We start from the raw sequence: 23508 nt of genomic DNA, 5'->3' as shown, positions 1-23508 counted from the left end.
GTTACACCGGCGTATCACAATACTCACTTCGTTCCCGCAAAGCGGAATATTGCAATTTCAAAACACCCCCAAATTCAATAATCAGTTCAGGGATGTTGTTTCTTGGTCCCTTAAATCGCCTGTTATTTCGACTTATAGGAAAATGGTGAGGTCTGTTCATAGAGCCAGTTATATTGACGCACCATCTGCTTCACCTTTGTGAAACGATAGCCAAGCGTGCCAATCACCAGCAACACAACAAAATCGACCAGATAGTAATGCAGCGACAGCAATGTCCCTTCAAACATCGCAAAATGAATAAAACGAACCATCGCTGTCAAAGGCAGGAGATAGAGCACAAACATTGCATATGGGCGCCATGTTTGTGCGCAGGCCCGCCCTGTCATCCATGCGGCCCAGCCGCCGAGAATGCAGGTAATCAACAAAAACAGCCAGAATGACGGCTCTTCATAGAGAATGCCTTGCATCAATAATTCTCCCCAATTCACCGGATTTCTGAACAGAATTTCCGGCTGGTGCAGTTTCCGGTAGCGAGGCTGATTTTTTAGCGCCCCGGCTTGTCAGAAACTGCGTTAATTCATCTAAAGCTGAACATTATGAAGAGTGCCGGACAATTTGTCTGTCCGGCTTTTCTCATCAATGACGTCCGCCTTCCAGATAGGCTGCGCGTACTTCCGGATTTGCCAGAAGCTCCTGCCCGCTGCCGCTCATAGTAATCACACCATTAACCATCACATAACCGCGATGAGCAAGTTTCAGCGCACCGAAAGCATTCTGCTCCACCAAAAACACAGTCAGTCCGGTGGTGCGGTTCAGCTCTTTAATCGCCTCAAAAATCTGCTTGACGATCAGTGGTGCCAGACCAAGCGACGGCTCATCCAGCATCAGCAATTTTGGCCGCGCCATCAAAGCACGGGCAATCGCCAGCATCTGCTGCTCACCGCCCGACAGAGTACCGCCGCGCTGATTGATACGTTCTTTAAGACGCGGAAACAGATCAAACATCAGTTTCACATCTTCATCAAAGTATTTTTGATTATCGAGACTGGCACCCATTTGCAGATTTTCCATCACGCTCATGCGCGGGAAAATACGGCGCCCTTCCGGAGACTGCGCAATACGCAGTTTTGCAATCTCGTGAGGCGGCATAGAAGTAATATCTTTGCCCTCAAAAAGAATACGTCCGGTGCGGGCACGCGGTGTACCGAAAATCGTCATCATCAGAGTTGATTTTCCGGCACCGTTTGCACCGATCAGCGTGACGATTTCACCGGATTTAACCGTGACATCAACACCTTTCAGCGCACAGATATTGCCGTAATAGGTCTCAACCTTATCGATAACCAGAAGCGGGTTCTGAGCCTGCATCATTTACCCCCCTCAGTTTTTTTAGTCGAATCTGTATCTTCGGATGTCTCATGGCTGGACGGTACTTTTCCGGCTTCCACACGGGATGAGAATTCCGTTTTTCCACCACTGGCCAGCTGACGGGCCTGCCCGACCCAGTCTTCACGGGCAATACGACCGTCAAAGCTCAGATACATTTCAGCCTGCTTGATATCGGCCTCTGTCCACGCAGCAATCTGATCGAAATGATAGATGCCATGGGCATTGAGCTTGGTCTCGTTGACGCTGCCAATCCCTTTTATCAGAGTCAGATTATCAGCAATGCCGCCACGCGGGGCATCCAGACCACCGGCAAGATGCTCCGGTGTAGCAACCTCATCCGCAGGATCAATATCTGCAAGCTGTGTGACCAGCTGATCAACTACCCCGACTTCACCGCCGGAACCTTCAATCAGATCGGTTACCTCATCATCATCAACGCCGAGATAGGCGGCGATGACTTTCGGATCATTCTGCACAAAACTCGGAGCGCCGTCAGAGATTTTTGTGCCATATTCAAGCACAATCACATGATCGGAAATTTCCATCACCACCGACATATCATGCTCGATCAGCAGAATGGACGTGCCTGTCTCTGCACGAATATCCAGCAAAAGCTTATTAAGCTCTGCAGATTCTCGCGGGTTCAAACCGGCCGCAGGCTCATCAAGGCACAACATTTCCGGATCGGTGCACATAGCACGGGCAATTTCCAGGCGGCGCTGATCACCATAGGGAAGATCGCCTGCCGGATCATCGGCACGGTGGATCAGATTGATCCTCTCAAGCCAGATACGGGCTTTTTCAATCGCGTCTTTCGCTGCCTTTTTATAGCCGGGAAATCCGAGCAGTCCCAGAAAAGTAAAACCGGATGACACCATCAGCGGATTATGCTGGGCAACCAGAAGATTTTCCAGAACCGTCAGACCGGTGAACAGGCGGATATTCTGGAAGGTACGCGCAACCTTGGCTTTTTTGGTAATCACAAAATCCGGCATCCGTTCCAGAAGGAACTTATCACCGTTTTTATGCTGCATCGTTACCATACCGCCGGTCGGCTTGTAGAAGCCGGTCAGGCAGTTAAACACGGTGGTTTTACCGGCACCATTCGGTCCGATCACCGCAGTGATCTCGCCGCGTTTGGCTTCAAAGCTCAGATCATTAATTGCCACCAGACCGCCGAAACGCATGGAAAGATGCTCGACTTTCAGAATGGTATCGGCGTTTTGTCTTTTTTCAGCAAGTTCAGAATTTGCCATAGTATTTATCCCCGCCATCAACCGTGACCTTCCTTGGTAAAGGAACCGGACACCAGCTTACGCTCATTCAGGAAGGCGCTTGGTTCACGATGACCGACAAAACCACGCGGTTTCCAGACCATCACAACAACCATAGCCAGACCGAAAATCAGCATACGATAGAGTTCCGGCGTAAAGCTTTGGCCGAACACGGCTTTCAGGAATGAAAGCTCGCGCAGGATTTCTGTACCGCCGATCATCACAATTGCAGCGATCGCAATACCGATCAGCGATCCCATACCGCCAAGAACCACAATGGCAAGAATAACCGCGGATTCGAGGAAGATGAAGGATTCCGGACTGACAAAACCCTGACGCGCACCGAAGAAGGCACCGGCAAAGCCGCCAAACATCGCGCCGGTTGCAAAGGCAGTCAGCTTAGTTGTTGTCGTATTGATACCCAGCGCACGGCAGGCAATTTCGTCCTCACGCAGTGCTTCCCATGCACGGCCGATCGGCATGCGGCGCAGGCGGATTGTGACCCATGCGGTCAAAAGCGCCAGCAACAAAATGACGTAATAGAGGAAGATTTTATAATGGGCTGCTGAAAACTGCAGGCCGAAAGTGGCAGCAAAACCATCAGGGCCGGCTTTGAACGGAATGCCAAAGAATGTGGCTTTGGCAATACCCGACACACCATAGGTGCCTTTGGTGACCGCCGTCCAGTTTATCAGCACAAGCCTGATAATTTCACCGAACGCCAGTGTAACGATAGCAAGATAATCCCCGCGCAGACGCAGCACAGGGAAACCGAGAATAATACCCCAGAAGGCTGCGAGAATACCGGCAACCGGCAGCAGCGTCCAGAAAGACAAACCAAAATAGGAGGACAGCAATGCGTAGGAATAAGCCCCCACCGCATAAAAGGCCACATAACCCAGATCCAGCAGACCGGCGAGACCGACAACGATATTCAGCCCCCATGCCAGCATGATATAGATGAGGATCTGTACACCGAAATTATCCACCCATTTCAGGGAACCCTGAAAACCGAGTGTCAGAACAATCAGCACCGGATAGATAAACAGGAACAGAATTGCCAGTTTCGAAAAGTTCTTGCGGAAGAACGAAACATCGCCGCTGGCTACAACCTGTTTTTCAGATTTCCCGCGCTTTGCCATATATGGCACAAGAAAAGCGCGATGCAGAAAACGGCCGATACCAGCCAAAGCAACGAGCGTAAACAGCAGCCCCCAGCGCTGAATCAGCACCAGCTCGTTATTGATATTCTGCTCGGTTTTGAAACCAACGATCAGTACGAACAGGCCGAAAGCCAGAATGGCTGCAATGATACCTTCGCGGATACCTGCTGCAAAATCTGATGGTTCAGCCTTCGGAGTACCTGCCGGAGAAGTTTGAAAAACATTGGTCATGTTACACCTTTTCAACTTCTGGACGGCCGAGAATACCGGAAGGCATGAAAATCAGCACAATCGCAAGGATCGAGAATGCGGCAACATCTTTATAATCAATCGAGAAATAGGCAGACCAGAGCGCCTCGATCAGACCGATCAGCAAGCCGCCGATCACTGCACCCGGAAGCGAGCCGATACCACCGAGAACGGCTGCGGTGAACGCTTTCACACCCGGAATAAAGCCGTCTGTAAACGAGATAACCCCGTAGAATGTGAGATAAAGCGTACCGGCAACGGCAGCCAGTGCGGCGCCCATAACGAAGGTCAGAGAAATCGTACGGTCAACATTGATACCGAGCAGCGATGCCATTTTACGATCCTGTTCACAGGCACGCTGAGCACGCCCCAAGGATGTACGGTTAACAATATACCAGAAGATTGTGAGCAGAACGATGGTAACAGCAATGATAACGATCTGTTTCAGCGAGATAATAACACTGGTACCGAATAAGGAATAAGAGTCATTAATCAGCGAAGGGATCGGCTTGTTACGCGGCCCCTGTGTTACCTGCACAAAGTTGGACAATGCAATGGACATACCGATTGCTGTAATCAGCGGTGCAAGCCGGAAAGAACCGCGCAATGGCCGGTAGGCAACCCGCTCAATGGTCCAGCTCCACATACTGGTCAGGATCATAGCGACAATCATCATCAGCAGGATTGCCAGCACAACCGGTACCGCACCAACAAATGTTGTCAGCAATAAAAAAACAATAAGCGCCATAAAGGCGCCGAGCATAAAAACATCACCGTGAGAAAAATTGATCATGCCGATAATACCATAAACCATGGTATAGCCGATGGCGATCAATCCATAGATCGATCCGAGCGTGAGCCCGTTGATCACTTGCTGGATAAAATATTCCATTGCAAAGTCACCCTTTTATGATCTGAATTATTGTCACCTTTAACAGGCTCTTCCCTTATATTTCAGATCGTTTACTCCTACTGCACAATCCGGCTGGTAAAATCCGCCGTGATACTGCCCAGCATTTATAGATCCGCCATATGCCCCGAAGGACAGACCGGCATTATTCATTAAAGCATTTCAGGCAAAATTCTCCCCCGATAGTTTCTGCGTAGTCAGACAAGTTTTCCTCTGTCTTTGGCTGAACATGCACCAAACCGGATAGCTCGCATACACAGAAACTATAGAAATAACGACTAGTAATATAGTATTACATTCCCCCTGCTCTGCTCCTGAAATTTAAGATTACTCATAATTTATTGTCGGTCAATCGCCCTTCTGCATTGTTTCAAAGATTGAACAATGTCCCGTTTGCGACGTCTTTAACGAACTACAAATCCGTGCGCGAAAGGATCACGGTCATCAATAAAAATCGTATTATATCCGGTCATGCGCGCCCAGCCGGCAACTGACGGAATTATTGCTTTCTTATCAGCAACTTGCACCTCAGCCTCCACACGTCCGTGGAACAGTGATCCGATCACGGATTCGTGAACAAACTCGTCGCCTGCCTTCAGCTCTCCGCGTGCCGCCAACTGCGCCATACGCGCCGAAGTACCGGTGCCGCATGGTGAACGATCAATCGCTTTTTCCCCGTAAAACACGGCATTTCGTGCATGAGCTTCGGGTTTCGTCGGTTTTCCTGTCCACAAAATATGGCTGAGACGGTTGATATCAGCCAGTTCCGGATGCTGAAATTTGTACAACTCATTGAGTCGCTGGCGTAAAACAGGGCTCCAGCCAATCAGATCCAGCACGGAATAATCGGCCAGATCCGTGTAATTTTGTTGCGCTTCAACAATTGCATAGAAATTTCCGCCATAGCTGACATCAACTTTCAGCATGCCGAGATCTGGACACTCCACTTCCAGACCTTCCGCGTAGAGAAATGCCGGAACATTAGTGAGCCGCACGCTCTCCACATATTGTCCGTTCTGCTCATATTCGATCGCAACTTTACCAGCCGGTGTATCCAGATTGATCTTACCTGGCACTTTCGGCGTAATCAGCCCCTGCTCAATCGCCATAGTCACGGTACCGATCGTGCCATGTCCGCACATTGGCAGGCAGCCTGATGTTTCAATAAACAGCACGGCCACATCACAGTCTTCCCGTGTCGGCGGATACAGGATCGAACCGGACATCATGTCATGACCCCGTGGCTCGAACATCAGTCCGGTACGGATCCAGTCATATTCTGCCAGAAAATGCGCCCGCTTTTCCATCATAGTTGAGCCATGCAGGTTCGGTCCCCCGCCGGCAACAAGCCGGACGGGATTCCCGCAGGTATGACCATCAACACAGAAGAAGGAATGTTTTGCCATGATGTTTCTCAAAAACGTTTCGGACTGAAAGCACTGACGGGCAGTGCGGTTGTTTCGTGATTAAGCAGTTGTGTCACCAGCCGTGCAGTTGCCGCCGACTGTGTCAGCCCCAGATGTCCATGGCCAAAAGCATAGACAATATCATTGGAGGCTGAAGAATAGCCGATCACCGGCAGTGTATCCGGCGTTGAAGGACGATAGCCCATCCATTGCCGTCCGCCCTCAATATTCATCTGCGGCAGAAACTGCTTTGCTTTTTTCAGCATAGCCTCAGAGCGCGCATAATTCGGCGGCAATGTCAGCCCTCCGAGTTCGACCGCGCCCCCTACGCGCACACCCGTTGTTAGCGGTGTAATTACAAAGGCATGGCCCGGGAAAGTCAGCTGACGGCGGATATCGTAAGCTCCGACCGGCAGCGTCGTATTATATCCGCGTTCTGTCTCCAGTGGCACCGCATCGCCCAGCTGGGCACTCAGATGATGTGACCAGGCTCCCGCAGCGACAATGAGCTTTTTACACTGCAGCTCGCCACCGTCAGCCAGCGTGACTTCAGCTCCGCCTTGCACATGAGCGACATTAGTAACCACGCCCTGCCGGTAACGGCTGCCCAATTTCTCTGCATAAGCCCATAAAGCTTTGCCATAGAGTTTCGGGTCGGAAACATTTTTCCATTTCGGAACAAAACAGCCAACCACAAAGCGCGGTGACAATCCCGGTTGCAAGGCTGCCAGTTCAGCGCCGCGTACCACAGTATAATCAATACCCGCCTGTTTCTTGGCTTCCCAGCCCGGCATAGCGGCCTGCAACTCGGCTTCACTTTCATAAAGCTCAAGATTGCCTTCATGATGGATCATATCCGTAACACCGGCGCGTTCAGCCAATGCCAGCATTTCACGCTCGGCAAGCTGCATCATCTGCCCTTGCACGACGGTACTGTTGCGCAGAGCCGAAGGGCTACTGGCACGCCAGAAGCGATAAAGCCATGGCAGCAATTTCAACAAATAAGACGGACGGATTGCAAAAGGCCCCAGCGGGTCCATCAGCCAGCCCGGCACTTTTTTCATCACACCTTTGGAAGCGAGCGGCAATACTTCAGAAAATGCCAGTGCCGCCGCATTACCGGAACTTGTCTCCTCACAAATACCGGTACGATCCACAATCAGCACAGAATGTCCTGCCTCGCTCAGCACAGCTGCTGTAGCGATCCCGACAATGCCTGCCCCGATTATAATAACTTCAGAATTATTCTGCTTCCCATCCACATTGACGCTATTGACCGACGCCATGTGCCCTCCTGCCTGCTACACTTATTATTATTTCAGCTGGTGCAGACCTTACGCCGTAAAATACATTCTTGCTATGAAAAAACCCCGATTATTTTTGAATTAACCGGGGTTCAGATTATCAGATTTTTGGCAGTTCAGGCCGTGTGGCCAGAGCCTGTTTTACAATTTTCTCGACCTGCGCGCGGCGCTCTCCGCTCAATGGCTGGCGCGGCAGACGCACACGGTCATTTGACTGAATCGCATACACTTCAATCAGCTTGAGGTTCTGCACCAGATAGGTTGAAACATCGAGATCAAGCAGCGGGCGCATCCAGCGATAAAGCGGTAGCGCTTCATCATAACGTTTCTGCTTAATGAGTTGATACAGAACCACAGTTTCACGCGGCAATGAGGTCACAACACCGGCAACCCAGCCGATTGCACCAGTTGTCAGCGCTTCAAAAGCCAGATTGTCTACGCCTGTGAAAAGATCAAAACGATCGCCGAACTGATTGACGATATCGATTGTGCGACGGATATCATCTGAGGATTCCTTGATCGCAACGAACAGATCATCCTTTGCCAGCTCCTCAAGGCATTCACCGGTCACATCCACACGATAGGCCATGCGGTTGGAATAGATCATCACCGGCAAACCACCGGCAGCAGCCATGGCCTTCAGCGTAGTGACAGTTTCCTGAGGATTGGTGAAATAGATCGGGCTCGGCACCACCATCAGGCCGTCTGCACCTGCTTTCGCAGCGGCTTTGGCAGCAGCAGCACCTTCACGTGTACCGGCCTCGAATACGGTCATCAGCACCGGACGCTTTCCGGCAACCGCACGGGCGGTTTTGAAAACTTCCAGCTTTTCCTCTCCCGACAACATCGGGCCTTCACCCAGTGAGCCGCCGACAACAAAACCATCAACACCCGCATCGATCTGCAGACCGAAGCAACGCTCCATTTCTTTATGATCCAGAGCATCATTTTCAGTGAATTTTGTCGTGACTGCCGGAAAAATACCTGACCACATAATCATTCTCCCAATTGATATATTTCTGATATATCTAAATTCAGGATGCACGTCAATTAAATTCTGCACGGGATAATGCAGGCTTATAAACACACTCCGGTCAGGATAACCGGCATTCATATTGAGAAAACCAGCTTCTTGTAGTATCTCTCAGAAAAATATCATTGAAATTTATACATCCTGCATATTGCGCTTCAGCGATATCGGCTTCGCAAAAACTAAAAGCAGAGAACAGATTTGCCGCTAATTTGCCGGCAGCAGCACTGCTCATCAATAATAAGGAAAACAGCCTTTATGTCAGGGCAGCCAGAACATTCCGACGACCAGCAGACAACAACCGCACTCAGCCTTTCGGATCAGGCTTACCGGCTGCTCGAACGCCATATTGTTACGCTGCAACTGCAACCGGGAAGCGTTACCAATGAACGGGTCCTGATTGAACTCACAAGTATGGGCAGAACACCGGTGCGCGAAGCTATTCAACGGCTGGCATGGGAAGGTCTGATGGAAGTGCGCCCGCGCTCAGGTATAGCGATTACCGCACTTGACCCCAAAGATTTCACCAAAGTTCTGGATGCAAGAGAAGGTGTCGAGCAAATTCTTTGCCGAGATGCAGCGCGTTATTCCGGTGCGTATGAGCATGAAAAACTGCGTGAAGCCGCAGTCATGATGAAACAGGCAGCCACAACACAGGATATCCCCCTGTTTCTGGATGCCGATAAAGCGTTTGATGAAGTTCTTGGCAGCGCCTCACTCAACAGCTACGCCACACGTCTGGCCGCCCCCCTGCAGAGCCACAGCCGCCGCTTCTGGTTCCGTCTGCGCCGTGACAACAGCCTGCAGGATTCTTCAACTGCCCATACGCAGATGATTGATGCAATTGTCGCCCGGGATGAAGCGGCCGCCATTGAAAGCGCAAAGAAGCTCATTACCTATCTGCGTACGCTTACCCCATAAGTGCCGTAATTTCTGCCGATAAGCCTGTTTCATTTCCGAAAGGCTTATCGGCTGCATATTTGTTTTTGATCCGCGTTTTTCATTCAGATTATTAGCAACACCCTGCCTGTTATTACTGTTCAGCAATGCCGGTTTTACGCAAACACCTGAGAGTGATTATCAGGGACCGGTTGTGACCAGCTGCAAAACTATTGATACCCTTGCCGCGAAATGGGACAAAACATCCGAACAATGGCCGGAAATTATCTTGCAGGCAAAAGTCAAAGCCGTGCATGAGGCCAATCCTATTGCCGTGACAGAGCTTTGCCCGAACCAGAAACTGCAAGTCATCTGTCTTGAATATGACAATAGCGCATTGAAAGCCGGAGACCATGTTGAAGTCAGCGGTATGCTGACCGGAAGCTTTGAGGGCGGAGTGATTATTGATCCCTGCTCCACCCGCTTGCAGCAGGACTAAGTTCCTCCTATCCGGCTGGGAAGGCAGGCAATTTATTAAATTCAGGAACTTATTTCGCGCTGCATCGTTATCTCTTTGAAAAGTTTTCTGAACCGGAAGATGCCCGTCTCCGGTTTGTGTCCATTAAACAAGGAGATCACTATGGCTTCCAAATTGCGTAATGATGCAGAAAAGACATTTGAAGACCAGATTGCAGAACTGAAAAGCGAACTGGCTTCGGTTACCAAGAAACTCTCCGAGCAAGGTTCTGCATTTTACGAGGATGCCCGCGAGAATGCATCCGAAACCTATGAAAATCTCCGTAAACGCGGTCGCGTTGCAGCAAGAGAAGTCAGACATCAGGCACAGGTCGTAACCGAAACAGCCAAAGAAAATCCATTGGCAACCGTCGCTCTTGTCGCCGGTATCGGTCTGGTGCTGGCATTGTTAGCCCGCCGTTAAGACCATAACTTTCAGCAAAACAGGAGTGATCCCTGCGATACGGGGATCACTGAACAACACCGCACATCTGAGGTCTTATGAATAAAAACGGATTATATATTCTGCTCGGAGCACTCATCGTCGTTATTATCGGCTTTTCGATTTACACCTATCAGCAGGAATCCAAACCTAAAGGCGTCGAATTGAAAATCGGTGAGCAAGGTGTGTCGATTGAGCAGAACTGATTTCGCAAGTCTGCAATCTGCTGCATAAATCCATTCAGATACAAAAAAACCGCGATAATTTTATCGCGGTTTTTTTTAGTTCAAAAGGCTGAAACCGCCCTGCATTATGCAGGCAGAATAGCACCTTCAAGTGTAGTCAGTTGATGCAGGAACAATTCTGCTGCTGTGCGATGCTCCGCTGAAGCAGCATCATCAATCAGTTGACGTGCATGCTCGATACGGGCAGCAATATCTTCACGCTTAACTTCATCAATATGAAGTGCGGATTCTGCAAGCAATGAGCATCCTTCCGGTGTAATGTCAGTGAAACCGCCGAAAACGATATAAGCGTCGCTCTTACCGTCAGCAGTTTTGACTGTTACTTTACCGGGAATAATGGTGGTCATCAAAGGAGCATGACCGGCCAGAACTGTCAGATAGCCTTCGCTACCGGGAATAACCACTTCGCTCACTTCAGCAGAGAGCAACAGGCGTTCCGGTGATACCAGTTCGAATTTGAAGGTTCCAGCCATGATTCTCACTCAAATTTCCTGAACGAACTGCTCTAGAGCAGTGTTCCGGCGTTGAATTCTATAGGTCAGCGTATCGAAATGACGCTGTCAGTTTTAACTGTTTTACAAAAGGGTCTGAAGAGACACACCTGTTGTAAGAACGGTCAGGCAGACCAAAGCCTGCCTGACCAATCACATTAAGCGGCCTGTGCCAGCTTCTGTGCTTTTTCAATCGCTTCTTCAATCGAACCGACCATGTAGAAGGCAGCTTCTGGCAGATGATCGTAATCACCGGCGCAAAGACCTTTAAAGCCCTTAATGGTATCGGCCAGATCAACCAGTTTACCTGGTGAGCCGGTGAAGATTTCAGCCACGAAGAACGGCTGGGACAGGAAGCGCTCAATCTTACGGGCACGGGTCACTGTCAGCTTATCTTCTTCAGACAATTCGTCCATACCAAGGATGGCGATGATGTCCTGAAGCGACTTGTAGCGCTGCAGAATTGACTGAACCTGACGGGCAACTTCGTAATGCTCTTCACCAACGATCATCGGGTCAAGCATACGGGATGTTGAGTCAAGCGGATCAACCGCAGGATAGATACCCTTTTCAGCGATCGAACGGTTAAGAACCGTAGTCGCATCCAAGTGCGCAAAGGATGTCGCAGGCGCAGGGTCAGTCAAGTCATCCGCAGGAACGTAAATTGCCTGCACCGAAGTGATCGAGCCTTTGGTTGTGGTGGTGATGCGTTCCTGCATCGCGCCCATATCCGTTGCCAGTGTAGGCTGATAACCCACAGCGGAAGGAATACGGCCGAGAAGCGCGGACACTTCCGAACCAGCCTGTGTGAAGCGGAAAATGTTATCCACGAAGAACAACACGTCCTGACCGTCATCACGGAAGCTTTCAGCGATCGTCAGACCGGAGAGAGCAACACGGGCACGCGCACCTGGCGGCTCGTTCATCTGACCGTAAACAAGAGCTGCTTTCGAGCCTTCGCCGCCACCCAGCTTATTAACGCCGGATTCGATCATTTCGTGATAAAGATCGTTACCTTCACGGGTACGCTCACCAACACCGGCGAATACCGAGTAACCGCCGTGGGCTTTAGCCACGTTGTTGATGAGTTCCATGATGAGAACTGTTTTACCAACGCCCGCACCGCCGAACAGACCAATCTTACCACCTTTAGCGTAAGGGGCGAGAAGATCCACAACCTTAATACCGGTTACCAGAATCTCGGATTCAGGTGACTGTTCGATATATTCAGGTGCCGGCTGGTGAATACCGCGGGTCGCGGCAGTCACGATCGGACCAGCTTCATCAACTGGCTCACCGATCACGTTCATGATACGGCCGAGTGTTTCAGGTCCTACCGGAACGCGGATCGCATCGCCGGTATCACGTACTTCCTGACCGCGAACCAGACCTTCGGTCGAGTCCATAGCAATGGTACGTACTGTATTTTCGCCAAGATGCTGAGCAACTTCCAGAACGAGACGGTTACCGAGGTTGTCGGTTTCCAGCGCGTTCAGGATCAGAGGCAGATGATCATCAAACTGGACGTCGACGACAGCGCCGATGACCTGCTTGATACGGCCGACTGCACCAGATGCAGCCGCGCCGGACTTAGCCTTTGCCGTGGTCTTGGTAGTTTTCGGTGTCGCTGCTTTAGCCATCGATCCTTACCTTCCGATTAGAGCGCTTCCGCGCCCGCAATAATTTCAATCAGTTCTGTGGTGATCTGAGCCTGACGCTGACGGTTATATGTGATCGACAGCTTGTTGATCATATCGCCCGCATTACGCGTTGCGTTATCCATCGCGCTCATTTTTGCGCCCATTTCACCGGCCACATTTTCAAGCAGAGCGCTGAAAATCTGGACAGAGATGTTGCGCGGCAGAAGATCATCAAGAATAGCAGCCGCATCCGGCTCATATTCATAGATCGCACCACCAGTAGAAACCGCTTCCCCGGCAGCATCCGCTCCACCATTGGCAGATGCCGGAATAAGCTGCTGAGCAGTCGGAACCTGATTAATCACCGACTTGAACTGCGAGTAGAACAGTGTCGCAACATCGAATTCGCCCTTATTGAAAAGTGCGATCAGTTTGCGACCGATCTGGTCGGCATTGGCGAAACCAAGCTGCTTAACTTCGCGCAGATCAACGTGATCGATGATCTGACCGCCAAAGTCACGACGCAGAATGTCCGCACCTTTTTTGCCGACAGTAATGATTTTTACTGTCTTACCCTTTGCCAGCAACTGGCGGGCATGTTCACGGGCGAGACGTGCAATCTGCGAGTTGAAACCACCGCACAGACCACGTTCCGCAGTAGCGACGATGAGCAGATGCACATCGTCTTTACCGGTACCCGCCATCAGTTTCGGTGCATCATCACCGCTTACATTCTGGGCAATATTGGCCAGAACTGCACTCATCCGCTGAGAATACGGCCGTGCCGCTTCGGCTGCTTCCTGGGCACGACGCAGCTTAGCCGCGGCGACCATTTGCATCGCCTTGGTAATTTTCTGCGTCGCCTTAACCGAGGCGATACGGTTTCTCAGATCCTTTAGTGAAGGCATCCGTTCATCCCGTCAGAGTTAATCAAGCAAAATTCTTGGCGAAAGCGTCGATAGCTGCCTTGAGTTTGCCCTTGATTTCGTCGCTGATTGCCTTCTGATCACGGATCGCGTCAAGCACATCTTTGTGCTCGTTGCGCAGCGATGCCAGAAGACCGGCTTCAAATTTACTGACCTGATTAACAGCCAGCTTATCGAGATAGCCGTTAACACCGGCGAAGATCACAGCAACCTGCTCTTCGGTTTTCAGCGGCGAGAACTGTGGCTGCTTGAGCAGCTCAGTCAGACGCGCACCGCGGTTCAGAAGACGCTGGGTTGAAGCATCAAGATCGGAACCGAACTGCGCAAACGCAGCCATTTCACGATACTGAGCAAGCTCACCTTTAATCGAACCGGCAACCTGCTTCATCGCTTTAATCTGAGCGGCAGAACCCACGCGGGAAACCGACAGACCAACGTTAACAGCAGGACGAATACCCTGGTGGAAAAGGTTGGTTTCAAGGAAAATCTGACCGTCTGTAATCGAAATCACGTTGGTCGGAATAAATGCAGAAACGTCACCGCCCTGAGTTTCAATAACCGGCAGAGCGGTCAAAGAACCGGCGCCCAGCTCGTCATTCAGCTTAGCTGCACGTTCGAGAAGACGGGAGTGAAGATAGAATACGTCACCTGGATAAGCTTCACGGCCCGGAGGACGACGCAGCAGCAGGGACATCTGACGATAAGCAACAGCCTGCTTGGAAAGGTCATCATAACCGATCAGAGCATGCTGGCCGTTATCGCGGAAATATTCACCGATTGCACAGCCTGTGAACGGAGCAAGGTACTGCAGAGGTGCAGCATCAGACGCAGTCGCAGCAACAACAACCGAATATTCCAGAGCGCCGCGCTCTTCGAGCACTTTAACCAGCTGGGCAACTGTCGAGCGCTTCTGGCCGATCGCAACATAAATGCAGAACAGCTTGTCTTTGTCAGGGCCGTTATCATGGATCGGCTTCTGATTCAGGAAAGTGTCGAGAATGATTGCAGTCTTACCGGTCTGACGGTCACCGATAACCAGCTCGCGCTGACCACGACCAACAGGGATAAGAGCGTCAATGGCTTTCAGACCGGTCGACATCGGTTCGTGAACCGATTTACGCGGAATGATACCAGGAGCTTTAACGTCTACGCGGCGACGCTCGGTTGCAACGATCGGGCCTTTGCCGTCGATCGGGTTACCAAGAGCATCAACAACGCGGCCAAGCAGGCCAGGACCGACAGGAACGTCAACGATGGCACCGGTACGTTTAACGGTATCGCCTTCTTTAATGTCACGGTCAGAACCGAAAATAACAACACCAACGTTGTCGCTTTCAAGGTTGAGCGCCATACCGCGGATGCCACCCGGAAATTCGACCATTTCACCGGCCTGAACATTGTCCAGACCGTATACACGGGCGATACCGTCACCAACGGAAAGAACCTGACCAACTTCGGAGACTTCTGCCTCCTGGCCAAAATTCTTGATTTGCTCTTTCAGAATTGCGGAAATTTCCGCAGCGCGGATGTCCATCAGCCGACCTCTTTCAGTGCAAGCTTAAGAGAAGAAAGTTTAGTGCGAAGGGAAGTGTCAATCTGACGCGATCCCAGCTTCACAATGAGACCGCCAAGAATCGACGGATCGACAGTGACATTGATTGTCACGTCCTTGCCGGCCACACTCTTCAGCGTCGCCTTCAATTCATTTTGCTGCGCCTGCGTCAGTTCGCGGGCAGAAGTTACATCAGCTGCAACTTCACCGCGGCTTTCAGCGGCGATCAGATAAAAAGCTTTAATCATGTCCGGCAATACGAAAAGCCGGCGATTACCAGCAACAACGCGCAGGAAATTGCCAACCAGACCGGTAATACCGGCTTTATCTGCAACTGCGGCGATTGCATGGAGTTGATCTTCAGCAGAGAAGACCGGGCTGTGGATCAGGCGGCGAAGTTCTTCGCTTTCACCGATCATAGCCTCGATACGGCCAAGATCCTTCTCCACCTGAGCAACGGATTTAGACTCAAGCGCCAGATCAAACAGGGATCCAGCATAGCGCTGAGCAACACCGGAAATGAGCGAAGACGATCCTGTCACGAATAACCATCTCTCTTGGTTGAAATCCCGCTTTTAACGCATAGTTTATCCATGCACAAAAACAGCGATTTTATTGATGTTTTTCAATACCCCCCGATGAAGTGCCGATTTGCACCGCCATCTGTGCCCTGCGGACGACCCGCCTGACTGCATTGAAATTCGAAAGCCGTCTAGCATAGACAATCAGGACTCGCAACACGCGAATCCCGCCGTTTCATGCGCTTTACAGTGCTATTTTAAAGCTGCCGACAAGTTTCAAGAGCTAAAGTTCTCAGGCATTGCAAGCTGAAGAAATCATCGCCGTTTATAATTATTCAAATATAACAAACACTTAAATAAAGATACGGGATGATTACACCGCGAATAAAATGCCGGATTATCCAAACAGGCATTTCACTAACCATTTGCAGAATTCCGGCAAAATTATGCTCACATTATACGATTTTTCTTTGGAGCATAATTCAGCCGCAACTGATTCCCGCTTCAGCCTCTCTCATACAGATTCTGCTGAGGTGCGGTCTCTTTCAAAAGTCAGGCAATGAATCCGAAGGCAAAGAGCAGCGGGCCTGCGGCCAGCATCAGTTCGACGATAACAGCAATCCAGTTGTAAAAGCTGTTAGCTTTATCCGACATCATCGAAATCAGGCGGCCAAAAAGAACAAAACCCCAGACACAGCCCAATGCGATCCACAAGAACGGCTGTGCAAATAACAGACAGGCCACACCAAGGCCGATATAGGGTCCTGCGATCGTCGCCCGTACCGACGAAAGAGCATTCGCACGCAGATCAGGAGCGTTGAGACGCAAAATTTTCAGCGAAATTCCCGGCGCAAACATCAGGATCAAACCAAAAAGCAACGTGATTACGCCCACAGTCCATGCCAGCCATTCACCCTGACTTGAAGGTAGATAAAACGCCACGTTACACCTCTTAAAACCGTCGCTGTGCCTTCGTTAATAGCACCAAATATAACTCATTGAACGAGCTATATTCCTGACCTGCGACCAAGGAAAGTAAAATATCAGCAGACAGGATCAGAGCAGTCTCATCAGAACGTCTTAATCCACGCAGATTACAGGAAGCTTTGCGGATCAATATCCACCTGCACGCGTAAGGAACCGCGCGCTTTTGGTGCTGCCTGCAGCAATGCCCGCAAATAGGACTGCAGATCAGAACGCTTGGAACCCTGCACCAGCAACCGGAAGCGATGCCGTCCGCGAATCACTGCCAAAGGCGCTTCAGCAGGCCCCAGCACTTCAATCTCGCTATCCCTCGGCGCTGCACGGCGCAATGCACGCGCATGGCTCTCTGCTTCTGCTCTGCTGTCAGCCGAAATAATCAGCGCAGCCAACCGTCCGAAAGGCGGCAGCATTCCGCGCTGACGTTCATCGATTTCACGCTCATAAAAAGCCTGCGCATCACCGGCAATAATTGCCTTCAATACCGGATGATCAGGCTGATAGGTCTGAATGAGACCAACACTTTTACGTCCCGTGCGCCCTGCACGGCCTGTCACCTGATTGAGCAGCTGGAATGTGCGCTCTGCGGCGCGCGGATCACCATTGGCAAGGCCGAGATCCGCATCAATAACCCCCACTAATGTAATCAGCGGGAAGTTATGCCCTTTGGCAACCAGCTGGGTGCCGATTACAATATCAGCCTCCCCTTTGGCAATCGCCTCCATCTCCATACGCAGCCGCGTCACCCCGCCCAGCATATCGGATGACAGCACGATAATCCGCGCATCAGGAAATGTTGCAGCAGTTTCCTCGGCAATACGCTCCACACCGGGACCGCATGCCACCAGATGATCCAGCGCCCCGCAGGACGGACAGGCATCAGGACTTTTCTCGTGATAGCCGCATTGATGGCACATCAGCTGACCACGGAAGCGATGCTCCACCAGCCAGCTTGAACAATCCGGACATTGAAAACGGTGCCCGCAGACGCGGCACAAAGTCAGCGGCGCATAACCACGTCGGTTGAGAAACAACAAAGCCTGTTCTTTGCGTTGCAAAACCTGCCCGACAGCTTCTGTCAAAGCCGGCGACAAAAACCGTCCTGCCGGTGGCGGTGAGCGGCGCATATCAACCGGTTTCAGATCCGGCAATGCCGCATCGGCATAGCGCCCCTGCAGCGGCACATAGCGATAGCGCCCCTGATTGGCATTGACCAGACTCTCAATAGACGGCGTTGCTGAAGCCAGAATAACCGCAAACTTGCCGATCGAGCCGCGCACCACTGCCATATCACGCGCATTATAAAATACGCGGTCTTCCTGCTTATAGGCAGGATCATGCTCTTCATCGACAATAATCAGACCCGGATTGGCAAAGGGCAAAAATAACGCCGAGCGTGCACCGGCAACGACTTTGACAGTACCCTCCGCAATCTGCCGCCAGACACGCTCTCTTTGGCGTGGCGCCAGATCGGAATGCCACTCTGCCGGACGCGTACCAAACCGGCTTTCAAAACGATCGAGAAACTGTTGAGTCAGTGCAATTTCCGGCAACAGGATTAAAACCTGCTTGCCAAGCTCGACAGCGCGCGCCACGGCCTCAAAATAGACTTCTGTCTTACCCGATCCCGTCACGCCATGCAGCAGCGATACTGAATAGACTTGCTCTTCCACAGCTTCGACAAGACATTGTGCAGCGCCCTGCTGATCTTCAGACAGATCCGCCTGCCCGTAAAACGGATCAGGTTCCCCGACCACCGGCAGCGGCGGGATCATCACCTCTTCAAACAGCCCCTGCGCTTTAAGCCCTTCAACCACGCTGCCGGAAACTCCTGCCGCATGGGCAAGGCCGGACTTGGTCCAGCTCAGACCATTATTGGCAACCTCCAGCACTTTTTCACGCGCGGCTGTCAGTCGTTCAGCCTTGCCGCCGATATAGCGCAGACCCGGAATAAAAGGCTCAGGATCGAAAGCTGCGGGTGCACGCAACACCATGCGCGCCACCATCCCCGGAGGCGAAAGCGTATAATCAGCCGTCCAGCGGATAAAGCGCAGCATATCGCGGCTGACAAGCGGGCAGTCAAAAACATGCAGAATGGATTTCAGCTTTTTCGGGTCAACCTGATCGCTCACATCATCAGTGACAATACCGGCAACCTCACGCGGTCCCAGCGGCACGCGCACAATTGAACCGGCCTGAACGTCCATATCATCAGGAACCAGATAACTATAGGGACGTTCCGCCGGCATCGGTACTAAAACCGGAACAACACGGTGCGTCTTTATCTCTGTTTTCCCGTTCAAAAAATTATCCCGATCAGTTCCGGCATGCTGTTTTCACCGGTATTTTTCACAACTGCACTTAACCGCAAACACCGCTTATATTCAATTCTTGATGAGATGTGCTGTTATTCACCAAATGCAGTTTCGGTTTATGGAAATATGCGTTAAACAATCCTATCTTTGTCGGATATAATACCGTCTGTACAGCAAGCCCATAACGGAGGATAAGCTGAAATGAAATTCTTTGTGGATACCGCCGATGTCAAAGACATCCGTGAACTCAACGATCTGGGACTGGTTGACGGCGTTACCACCAATCCATCGCTGATCCTGAAATCAGGCGGCAACATCATTGATGTGACCAAGGAAATCTGCTCGATCGTCAAAGGTCCTGTTTCCGCAGAAGTCACTGCAACTGACTATGCAGGCATGATGAAAGAAGCAGCTGTGCTGGCGAAAATCGCCGACAATATCTGCATCAAACTGCCGGTTACGCTTGATGGTCTGAAGGCCTGTAAGGCTCTGACCTCTGATGGTCATGAAACCAACCTGACCCTGTGCTTCTCAGCCAATCAGGCGCTGCTCGCAGCCAAAGCCGGTGCGACCTATATTTCGCCTTTCATCGGCCGTCTCGATGATATCGGTCTGAATGGTATGGATCTGATTGGTGAAATCCGCACCATTTTCGACAATTACGATTTTGAAACCCAGATTCTTGCTGCTTCCATACGTACAGTGAACCACGTTAAGGAAGCTGCACTGATCGGGGCTGATGTTATCACCGCTCCGCCTGCCACACTGAAAGCTCTCGTCAAGCATCCGCTGACAGACAAGGGTCTGGAAGCATTTCTGGCAGACTGGGCAAAAACCGGCCAGTCGATTGCTTAATCAGGCAACGCCTTCATAAACAAAAAGCCCGCTTTACAGCGGGCTTTTTTATATTCAAAACAATGTCGCAACGTCTCAAAAAGCGGATGATCGTGACGAAAATGGTGATTTTCGAGAACCGGAGCGGAGCGTACTTATAGTACGTGAGCACCGGAAGAGGAGAAAATCGCCATTTGCAGGCCGATCAGGCGTTTTTTTATGGGAGTTTCTGCATATCCTGAGCGAGCGAAAGTACCAGATACTGCGCCAGCTCTTCTGCTGCCCGCTGCTGTGCATCTCGCTGGGCACGCAGGTTCGCAAATTCCTGACGCGGGCGGTCATAAGATGAACTGACCTGACGGCGCCCGGTGGCCACAACCTTACCGTCCCTGTCACGCAGCACATAATTAGAGCTCATACGGACAGTACCGGCAGATGCACGGCCTTCCGTTTTATCCCCAACATCGACTTCAACAGCAGATTCTGTTGAAGTCGAGAAACCAAGCGCCAGATGATAGGCCGGCTGCGACGGTTCCCCTGCCCCGCCGGACAGACCGAAGATCAGACGGTTACGCACCGCCTGCGCCGGAATGGAATCCACATCATCCACTTTAATGGAAGTCAGCTTGGTTTTAACGCTGGAAGGCACACCGCCGACACTAACAGTACCGCTTGATGAATAAAGCGGCTGCACCGTACAACCGGCAACAAAAGCTGACAGGACGAGACCTGTCAGCACTGCCAGCCGCGTTTTGCGGATCGGAGATTTGTCTTTAGTATGATGATCAGACAACGACATTCACAATCCTCTGCGGTACAACAACGAGCTTTTTAGGCTGACTACCGTTCAACGCAGCCTGAACAAAGTCAAGAGCCAAAACCGCTGCTTGCACTGTTGCCTGATCTGCATCACGCGCAATTGTAATGTCACCACGCTTCTTGCCGTTGATCTGTACCGGCAGCGTAATGTCATTTTCAACAAGCAATGCTTCATCAATCACCGGCCAGCCACGGATGGCAACCAAGTCCGTCGCGCCCAGAACCGCATTACACTGTTCAGCCAGATGCGGCATCATCGGTGCAATCATGCTGATAAACATATCCGTCGCTTCACGGGTGGCAGCTTTGGTCACATCGTCTGCTTTACCGGCAGCAACAGCCTGCAAAGGTGTGCTCAGCACATTCAGCAACTCATAAAGACGGGCAATCGCACGGTTGAAGACGATTTTCTCAATATCGTCGCCAACGGCTTTCACAGTCTTATGGGCAGCTTTAGAGATTTGAGCGGCATCACCTTCATAGGCAGCTTTTGGTGCAACACCTTTCAGGTTTTCACCGGCCTCAGAAATCAGACGCCAGACGCGCTGCACAAAACGATGCGCACCTTCCGCACCGGCTTCTGTCCAGACAATATCGCGCTCCGGCGGAGAGTCAGACAGGGTGAACCAGCGCGCAGTATCCGCACCGTAAGACGAGATAATATCATCCGGATCGACAACATTTTTCTTCGACTTCGACATTTTTTCAATCGAGCCGATATCAACCGGCTCACCGGAATCCAGCATAGTTGCCGAACGCACGCCGTTTTTATCTTCGATACGGATTTCCAGCGGCGATACCCACTGACCATTATGCTTATAGGTTTCGTGAACCACCATGCCCTGAGTGAACAAACCCTTGAACGGCTCTTCCACTTCCAGATGACCGGCCACTTTCATGGCGCGGGTGAAGAAGCGCGAATAAAGCAGATGCAGGATCGCATGTTCCACACCGCCGATATACTGATCAACCGGCAGCCATTCATCAGCAGCCTTGCGGTCGGTCGGTTCATTTTCCCAGGGAGCAGTGAAACGCGCAAAATACCAGGATGAATCAACAAATGTATCCATCGTGTCAGTTTCACGACGGGCTTTGCTGCCGCATTTCGGACAGTTGATATGGCGCCAGCTGTCATGACGATCCAGCGGATTGCCAGGACGGTCAAACGCAACATCATCCGGCAGCTGCACCGGCAGATCATTGCGCGGTACAGGCACGGTTCCGCAGGATTCGCAATGAATCATCGGAATCGGGCAGCCCCAGTAACGCTGACGGGAAATACCCCAGTCACGCAGACGATATTGTGTTTTGCGGAATGCCTGCGGCTTGCCATAGAGGTCAGTCTTTTCCAGACGATCTGCCACCTCATTAAACGCAGCTTCCGGTGTCATACCGTCGAGGAAACGCGAATTGAACAGCGTGCCTTCGTCGCTATAAGCCGTATCAGTGATTGTGAAGCTTGCCGCATCTGCACCGGCAGGCAGAACAACCGGTGTGACGGTCAGCTTATATTTATTGGCGAAATCCAGATCGCGCTGATCGTGCGCAGGACAACCGAAGACCGCGCCTGTACCATATTCCATCAGCACGAAATTGGCGACATAGACCGGCAATGTCCAGGACGGATCAAACGGGTGTTGTACGCGCAAACCAGTGTCGAAACCTTTTTTCTCAATGGTTTCGAGCGTGGCAACAGATGTGCCATGCTGACGGCATTCAGCAGCAAAAGCAGCCAGACCTTCGTTGGTTTCAGCGAGCTGTTTTGCCAGCGGGTGATCGGCTGCAATAGCCACAAAAGACGCACCGAACAGCGTATCCGGACGGGTCGTATAGACCTCAATATCACCTTCCCGTTCAGCTAGCGCAAAACGCAGCTGCAAGCCTTCTGACTTGCCGATCCAGTTCTTCTGCATCAGGCGCACTTTATCCGGCCACTGGTCAAGCGTATCCAGACCGGCAAGCAGTTCTTCACTGAAATCAGTAATCTTGAAGAACCACTGGGTCAGCTCACGCTGTTCAACCAGCGCACCGGAGCGCCAGCCACGGCCGTCAACAACCTGCTCATTGGCCAAAACAGTATTATCGACCGGATCCCAGTTGACCTTGGATGTTTTACGGGTCACCAGACCTTTTTCAAACATATCAAGGAACAGCATCTGCTGACGGTGGTAATAATCCACGTCACAGGTCGCAAATTCACGCGACCAGTCCAGCGACAGACCCATGGTTTTGAGCTGACGCTTCATGGTCGCAATATTCTGATAGGTCCATTCTTTCGGATGAACCTTGTTCTGCATCGCCGCATTTTCTGCAGGCATACCGAAGGCGTCCCATCCCATCGGATGAAGAACGTTAAAACCGCGTGCGCGCTTATAGCGGGCAATCACGTCGCCCATTGCGTAATTGCGCACATGGCCGATGTGAATGCGGCCGGACGGATAAGGAAACATTTCCAGCACGTAATATTTTTCGCGTGGATCATCATTGGACGTTTCGAAGATCTTGTTTTCTTCCCAGATCTTCTGCCAATGGGCTTCGCTTACGCGCGGATTATATCGTTCGGTTGCCCGTTCAGTTACCATGGCTGTATTTACTCATGCAAAGAGAATGGAATATGTAGTG

Annotated in this window: 22 protein-coding genes; 5 read left to right on the top strand and 17 right to left on the bottom strand. The window is 51.2% G+C overall.

Annotation, left to right across the window (positions count from 1 at the left end; genetic code table 11):
• Window positions 1-122: 122 nt before the first annotated feature.
• The 8 genes from HBA93_RS11810 to HBA93_RS11775 all read right to left on the bottom strand — a co-directional run bounded on the left by HBA93_RS11810 (window position 123) and on the right by HBA93_RS11775 (window position 8689).
• Window positions 123-467: a DUF6867 family protein gene (locus HBA93_RS11810; RefSeq protein ID WP_022709909.1), complete on the bottom strand. Its 345-nt coding sequence runs from the start codon at window positions 465-467 to the stop codon at window positions 123-125.
• Window positions 468-636: 169 nt separating this feature from the next.
• Complete coding sequence (locus HBA93_RS11805; RefSeq protein ID WP_370637837.1) at window positions 637-1368, bottom strand: ABC transporter ATP-binding protein; 732 nt, start codon at window positions 1366-1368, stop codon at window positions 637-639.
• Window positions 1368-2645, bottom strand: a complete 1278-nt coding sequence (locus tag HBA93_RS11800) for an ATP-binding cassette domain-containing protein (protein ID WP_221723396.1) — start codon at window positions 2643-2645, stop codon at window positions 1368-1370. The genes HBA93_RS11805 and HBA93_RS11800 overlap by 1 nt, the downstream gene beginning before the upstream one ends.
• Before the next feature lie 17 nt (window positions 2646-2662).
• The gene (gene livM / locus HBA93_RS11795) at window positions 2663-4057 is read right to left on the bottom strand and encodes a high-affinity branched-chain amino acid ABC transporter permease LivM (protein ID WP_121994141.1); all 1395 of its coding nucleotides are present in this window, start codon (window positions 4055-4057) and stop codon (window positions 2663-2665) included.
• Between the two features lies 1 nt (window position 4058).
• Complete coding sequence (locus HBA93_RS11790) at window positions 4059-4967, bottom strand: branched-chain amino acid ABC transporter permease (protein WP_022709905.1); 909 nt, start codon at window positions 4965-4967, stop codon at window positions 4059-4061.
• 422 nt (window positions 4968-5389) lie between these two features.
• Window positions 5390-6391 carry a 4-hydroxyproline epimerase gene (locus HBA93_RS11785; RefSeq protein WP_221723395.1) on the bottom strand — a complete coding sequence of 334 codons (1002 nt, stop codon included), beginning with the start codon at window positions 6389-6391 and terminating at the stop codon, window positions 5390-5392.
• Window positions 6392-6399: 8 nt separating this feature from the next.
• On the bottom strand, window positions 6400-7677 hold the full coding sequence (locus HBA93_RS11780) for an NAD(P)/FAD-dependent oxidoreductase (RefSeq protein WP_221723394.1): 1278 nt from the start codon (window positions 7675-7677) through the stop codon (window positions 6400-6402).
• Window positions 7678-7795: 118 nt separating this feature from the next.
• Complete coding sequence (locus HBA93_RS11775; RefSeq protein ID WP_221723393.1) at window positions 7796-8689, bottom strand: dihydrodipicolinate synthase family protein; 894 nt, start codon at window positions 8687-8689, stop codon at window positions 7796-7798.
• A gap of 294 nt (window positions 8690-8983) precedes the next feature.
• Between HBA93_RS11775 and HBA93_RS11770 the strand changes: the two genes are divergently transcribed.
• The 4 genes from HBA93_RS11770 to HBA93_RS11755 all read left to right on the top strand — a co-directional run bounded on the left by HBA93_RS11770 (window position 8984) and on the right by HBA93_RS11755 (window position 10768).
• Window positions 8984-9646, top strand: a complete 663-nt coding sequence (locus HBA93_RS11770; RefSeq protein WP_122092649.1) for a GntR family transcriptional regulator — start codon at window positions 8984-8986, stop codon at window positions 9644-9646.
• A 172-nt stretch (window positions 9647-9818) separates the two neighbouring features.
• The gene (locus tag HBA93_RS11765; protein WP_221723392.1) at window positions 9819-10103 is read left to right on the top strand and encodes a hypothetical protein; all 285 of its coding nucleotides are present in this window, start codon (window positions 9819-9821) and stop codon (window positions 10101-10103) included.
• Window positions 10104-10244: 141 nt separating this feature from the next.
• Window positions 10245-10544, top strand: coding sequence for an ElaB/YgaM/YqjD family protein (locus tag HBA93_RS11760; protein WP_162994584.1), 300 nt, complete (start codon window positions 10245-10247; stop codon window positions 10542-10544).
• Between the two features lie 77 nt (window positions 10545-10621).
• The gene (locus tag HBA93_RS11755) at window positions 10622-10768 is read left to right on the top strand and encodes a hypothetical protein (RefSeq protein WP_162994585.1); all 147 of its coding nucleotides are present in this window, start codon (window positions 10622-10624) and stop codon (window positions 10766-10768) included.
• A 104-nt stretch (window positions 10769-10872) separates the two neighbouring features.
• Here HBA93_RS11755 and HBA93_RS11750 read toward each other — a convergent pair whose 3' ends face one another.
• From HBA93_RS11750 to HBA93_RS11720, 7 genes are all read right to left on the bottom strand, one after another.
• Window positions 10873-11280 (bottom strand): F0F1 ATP synthase subunit epsilon, encoded by a 408-nt coding sequence (locus tag HBA93_RS11750; protein WP_121994146.1) that lies wholly within the window; start codon window positions 11278-11280, stop codon window positions 10873-10875.
• Between the two features lie 176 nt (window positions 11281-11456).
• Window positions 11457-12938 (bottom strand): F0F1 ATP synthase subunit beta, encoded by a 1482-nt coding sequence (atpD, locus tag HBA93_RS11745; protein WP_121994147.1) that lies wholly within the window; start codon window positions 12936-12938, stop codon window positions 11457-11459.
• A gap of 17 nt (window positions 12939-12955) precedes the next feature.
• The gene (locus HBA93_RS11740) at window positions 12956-13846 is read right to left on the bottom strand and encodes a F0F1 ATP synthase subunit gamma (RefSeq protein ID WP_121994148.1); all 891 of its coding nucleotides are present in this window, start codon (window positions 13844-13846) and stop codon (window positions 12956-12958) included.
• 22 nt (window positions 13847-13868) lie between these two features.
• Window positions 13869-15398: a F0F1 ATP synthase subunit alpha gene (gene atpA, locus HBA93_RS11735; RefSeq protein WP_121994149.1), complete on the bottom strand. Its 1530-nt coding sequence runs from the start codon at window positions 15396-15398 to the stop codon at window positions 13869-13871.
• Window positions 15398-15958, bottom strand: a complete 561-nt coding sequence (locus tag HBA93_RS11730) for a F0F1 ATP synthase subunit delta (protein WP_022709893.1) — start codon at window positions 15956-15958, stop codon at window positions 15398-15400. Before HBA93_RS11730 ends, atpA begins: the two co-directional genes overlap by 1 nt.
• 531 nt (window positions 15959-16489) lie before the next feature.
• Window positions 16490-16879, bottom strand: a complete 390-nt coding sequence (locus HBA93_RS11725; protein ID WP_221723391.1) for an AGROH133_08824 family phage infection protein — start codon at window positions 16877-16879, stop codon at window positions 16490-16492.
• Window positions 16880-17031: 152 nt separating this feature from the next.
• A complete protein-coding gene (locus tag HBA93_RS11720) occupies window positions 17032-19167 on the bottom strand; it encodes a primosomal protein N' (RefSeq protein WP_121994151.1) in 2136 nt (711 codons plus the stop codon).
• 267 nt (window positions 19168-19434) lie between these two features.
• On the opposite strand from HBA93_RS11720, the gene fsa reads away from it, so the two are divergent.
• The gene (gene fsa, locus HBA93_RS11715; RefSeq protein ID WP_121994152.1) at window positions 19435-20088 is read left to right on the top strand and encodes a fructose-6-phosphate aldolase; all 654 of its coding nucleotides are present in this window, start codon (window positions 19435-19437) and stop codon (window positions 20086-20088) included.
• 196 nt (window positions 20089-20284) lie between these two features.
• Here the strand turns inward: fsa and lptE are convergent, their stop codons facing one another.
• Window positions 20285-20866 (bottom strand): LPS assembly lipoprotein LptE, encoded by a 582-nt coding sequence (gene lptE, locus HBA93_RS11710; RefSeq protein WP_221723390.1) that lies wholly within the window; start codon window positions 20864-20866, stop codon window positions 20285-20287.
• On the bottom strand, window positions 20853-23468 hold the full coding sequence (leuS, locus tag HBA93_RS11705; RefSeq protein WP_221723389.1) for a leucine--tRNA ligase: 2616 nt from the start codon (window positions 23466-23468) through the stop codon (window positions 20853-20855). The genes lptE and leuS overlap by 14 nt, the downstream gene beginning before the upstream one ends.
• Window positions 23469-23508: the final 40 nt, after the last annotated feature.

The organism is Ochrobactrum sp. SFR4 (assembly GCF_019730395.1).
GTDB lineage: Bacteria > Pseudomonadota > Alphaproteobacteria > Rhizobiales > Rhizobiaceae > Pseudochrobactrum.
Note: the sequence above shows the minus strand (reverse complement) of the source record. Positions and strands in the feature narration are given on the sequence as shown.

Excerpts from the sequence above, each read along its gene's own strand:
- HBA93_RS11810 (WP_022709909.1), bottom strand. The coding sequence starts at position 467 with ATGCAAGGCATTCTCTATGAAGAGCCGTCATTCTGGCTGTTTTTGTTG.
- HBA93_RS11805 (WP_370637837.1), bottom strand. The coding sequence starts at position 1,368 with ATGCAGGCTCAGAACCCGCTTCTGGTTATCGATAAGGTTGAGACCTAT.
- HBA93_RS11800 (WP_221723396.1), bottom strand. The coding sequence starts at position 2,645 with ATGGCAAATTCTGAACTTGCTGAAAAAAGACAAAACGCCGATACCATT.
- livM (WP_121994141.1), bottom strand. The coding sequence starts at position 4,057 with ATGACCAATGTTTTTCAAACTTCTCCGGCAGGTACTCCGAAGGCTGAA.
- HBA93_RS11790 (WP_022709905.1), bottom strand. The coding sequence starts at position 4,967 with ATGGAATATTTTATCCAGCAAGTGATCAACGGGCTCACGCTCGGATCG.
- HBA93_RS11785 (WP_221723395.1), bottom strand. The coding sequence starts at position 6,391 with ATGGCAAAACATTCCTTCTTCTGTGTTGATGGTCATACCTGCGGGAAT.
- HBA93_RS11780 (WP_221723394.1), bottom strand. The coding sequence starts at position 7,677 with ATGGCGTCGGTCAATAGCGTCAATGTGGATGGGAAGCAGAATAATTCT.
- HBA93_RS11775 (WP_221723393.1), bottom strand. The coding sequence starts at position 8,689 with ATGTGGTCAGGTATTTTTCCGGCAGTCACGACAAAATTCACTGAAAAT.
- HBA93_RS11770 (WP_122092649.1), top strand. The coding sequence starts at position 8,984 with ATGTCAGGGCAGCCAGAACATTCCGACGACCAGCAGACAACAACCGCA.
- HBA93_RS11760 (WP_162994584.1), top strand. The coding sequence starts at position 10,245 with ATGGCTTCCAAATTGCGTAATGATGCAGAAAAGACATTTGAAGACCAG.
- HBA93_RS11755 (WP_162994585.1), top strand. The coding sequence starts at position 10,622 with ATGAATAAAAACGGATTATATATTCTGCTCGGAGCACTCATCGTCGTT.
- HBA93_RS11750 (WP_121994146.1), bottom strand. The coding sequence starts at position 11,280 with ATGGCTGGAACCTTCAAATTCGAACTGGTATCACCGGAACGCCTGTTG.
- atpD (WP_121994147.1), bottom strand. The coding sequence starts at position 12,938 with ATGGCTAAAGCAGCGACACCGAAAACTACCAAGACCACGGCAAAGGCT.
- HBA93_RS11740 (WP_121994148.1), bottom strand. The coding sequence starts at position 13,846 with ATGCCTTCACTAAAGGATCTGAGAAACCGTATCGCCTCGGTTAAGGCG.
- atpA (WP_121994149.1), bottom strand. The coding sequence starts at position 15,398 with ATGGACATCCGCGCTGCGGAAATTTCCGCAATTCTGAAAGAGCAAATC.
- HBA93_RS11720 (WP_121994151.1), bottom strand. The coding sequence starts at position 19,167 with ATGCCGGCGGAACGTCCCTATAGTTATCTGGTTCCTGATGATATGGAC.
- fsa (WP_121994152.1), top strand. The coding sequence starts at position 19,435 with ATGAAATTCTTTGTGGATACCGCCGATGTCAAAGACATCCGTGAACTC.
- lptE (WP_221723390.1), bottom strand. The coding sequence starts at position 20,866 with ATGTCGTTGTCTGATCATCATACTAAAGACAAATCTCCGATCCGCAAA.
- leuS (WP_221723389.1), bottom strand. The coding sequence starts at position 23,468 with ATGGTAACTGAACGGGCAACCGAACGATATAATCCGCGCGTAAGCGAA.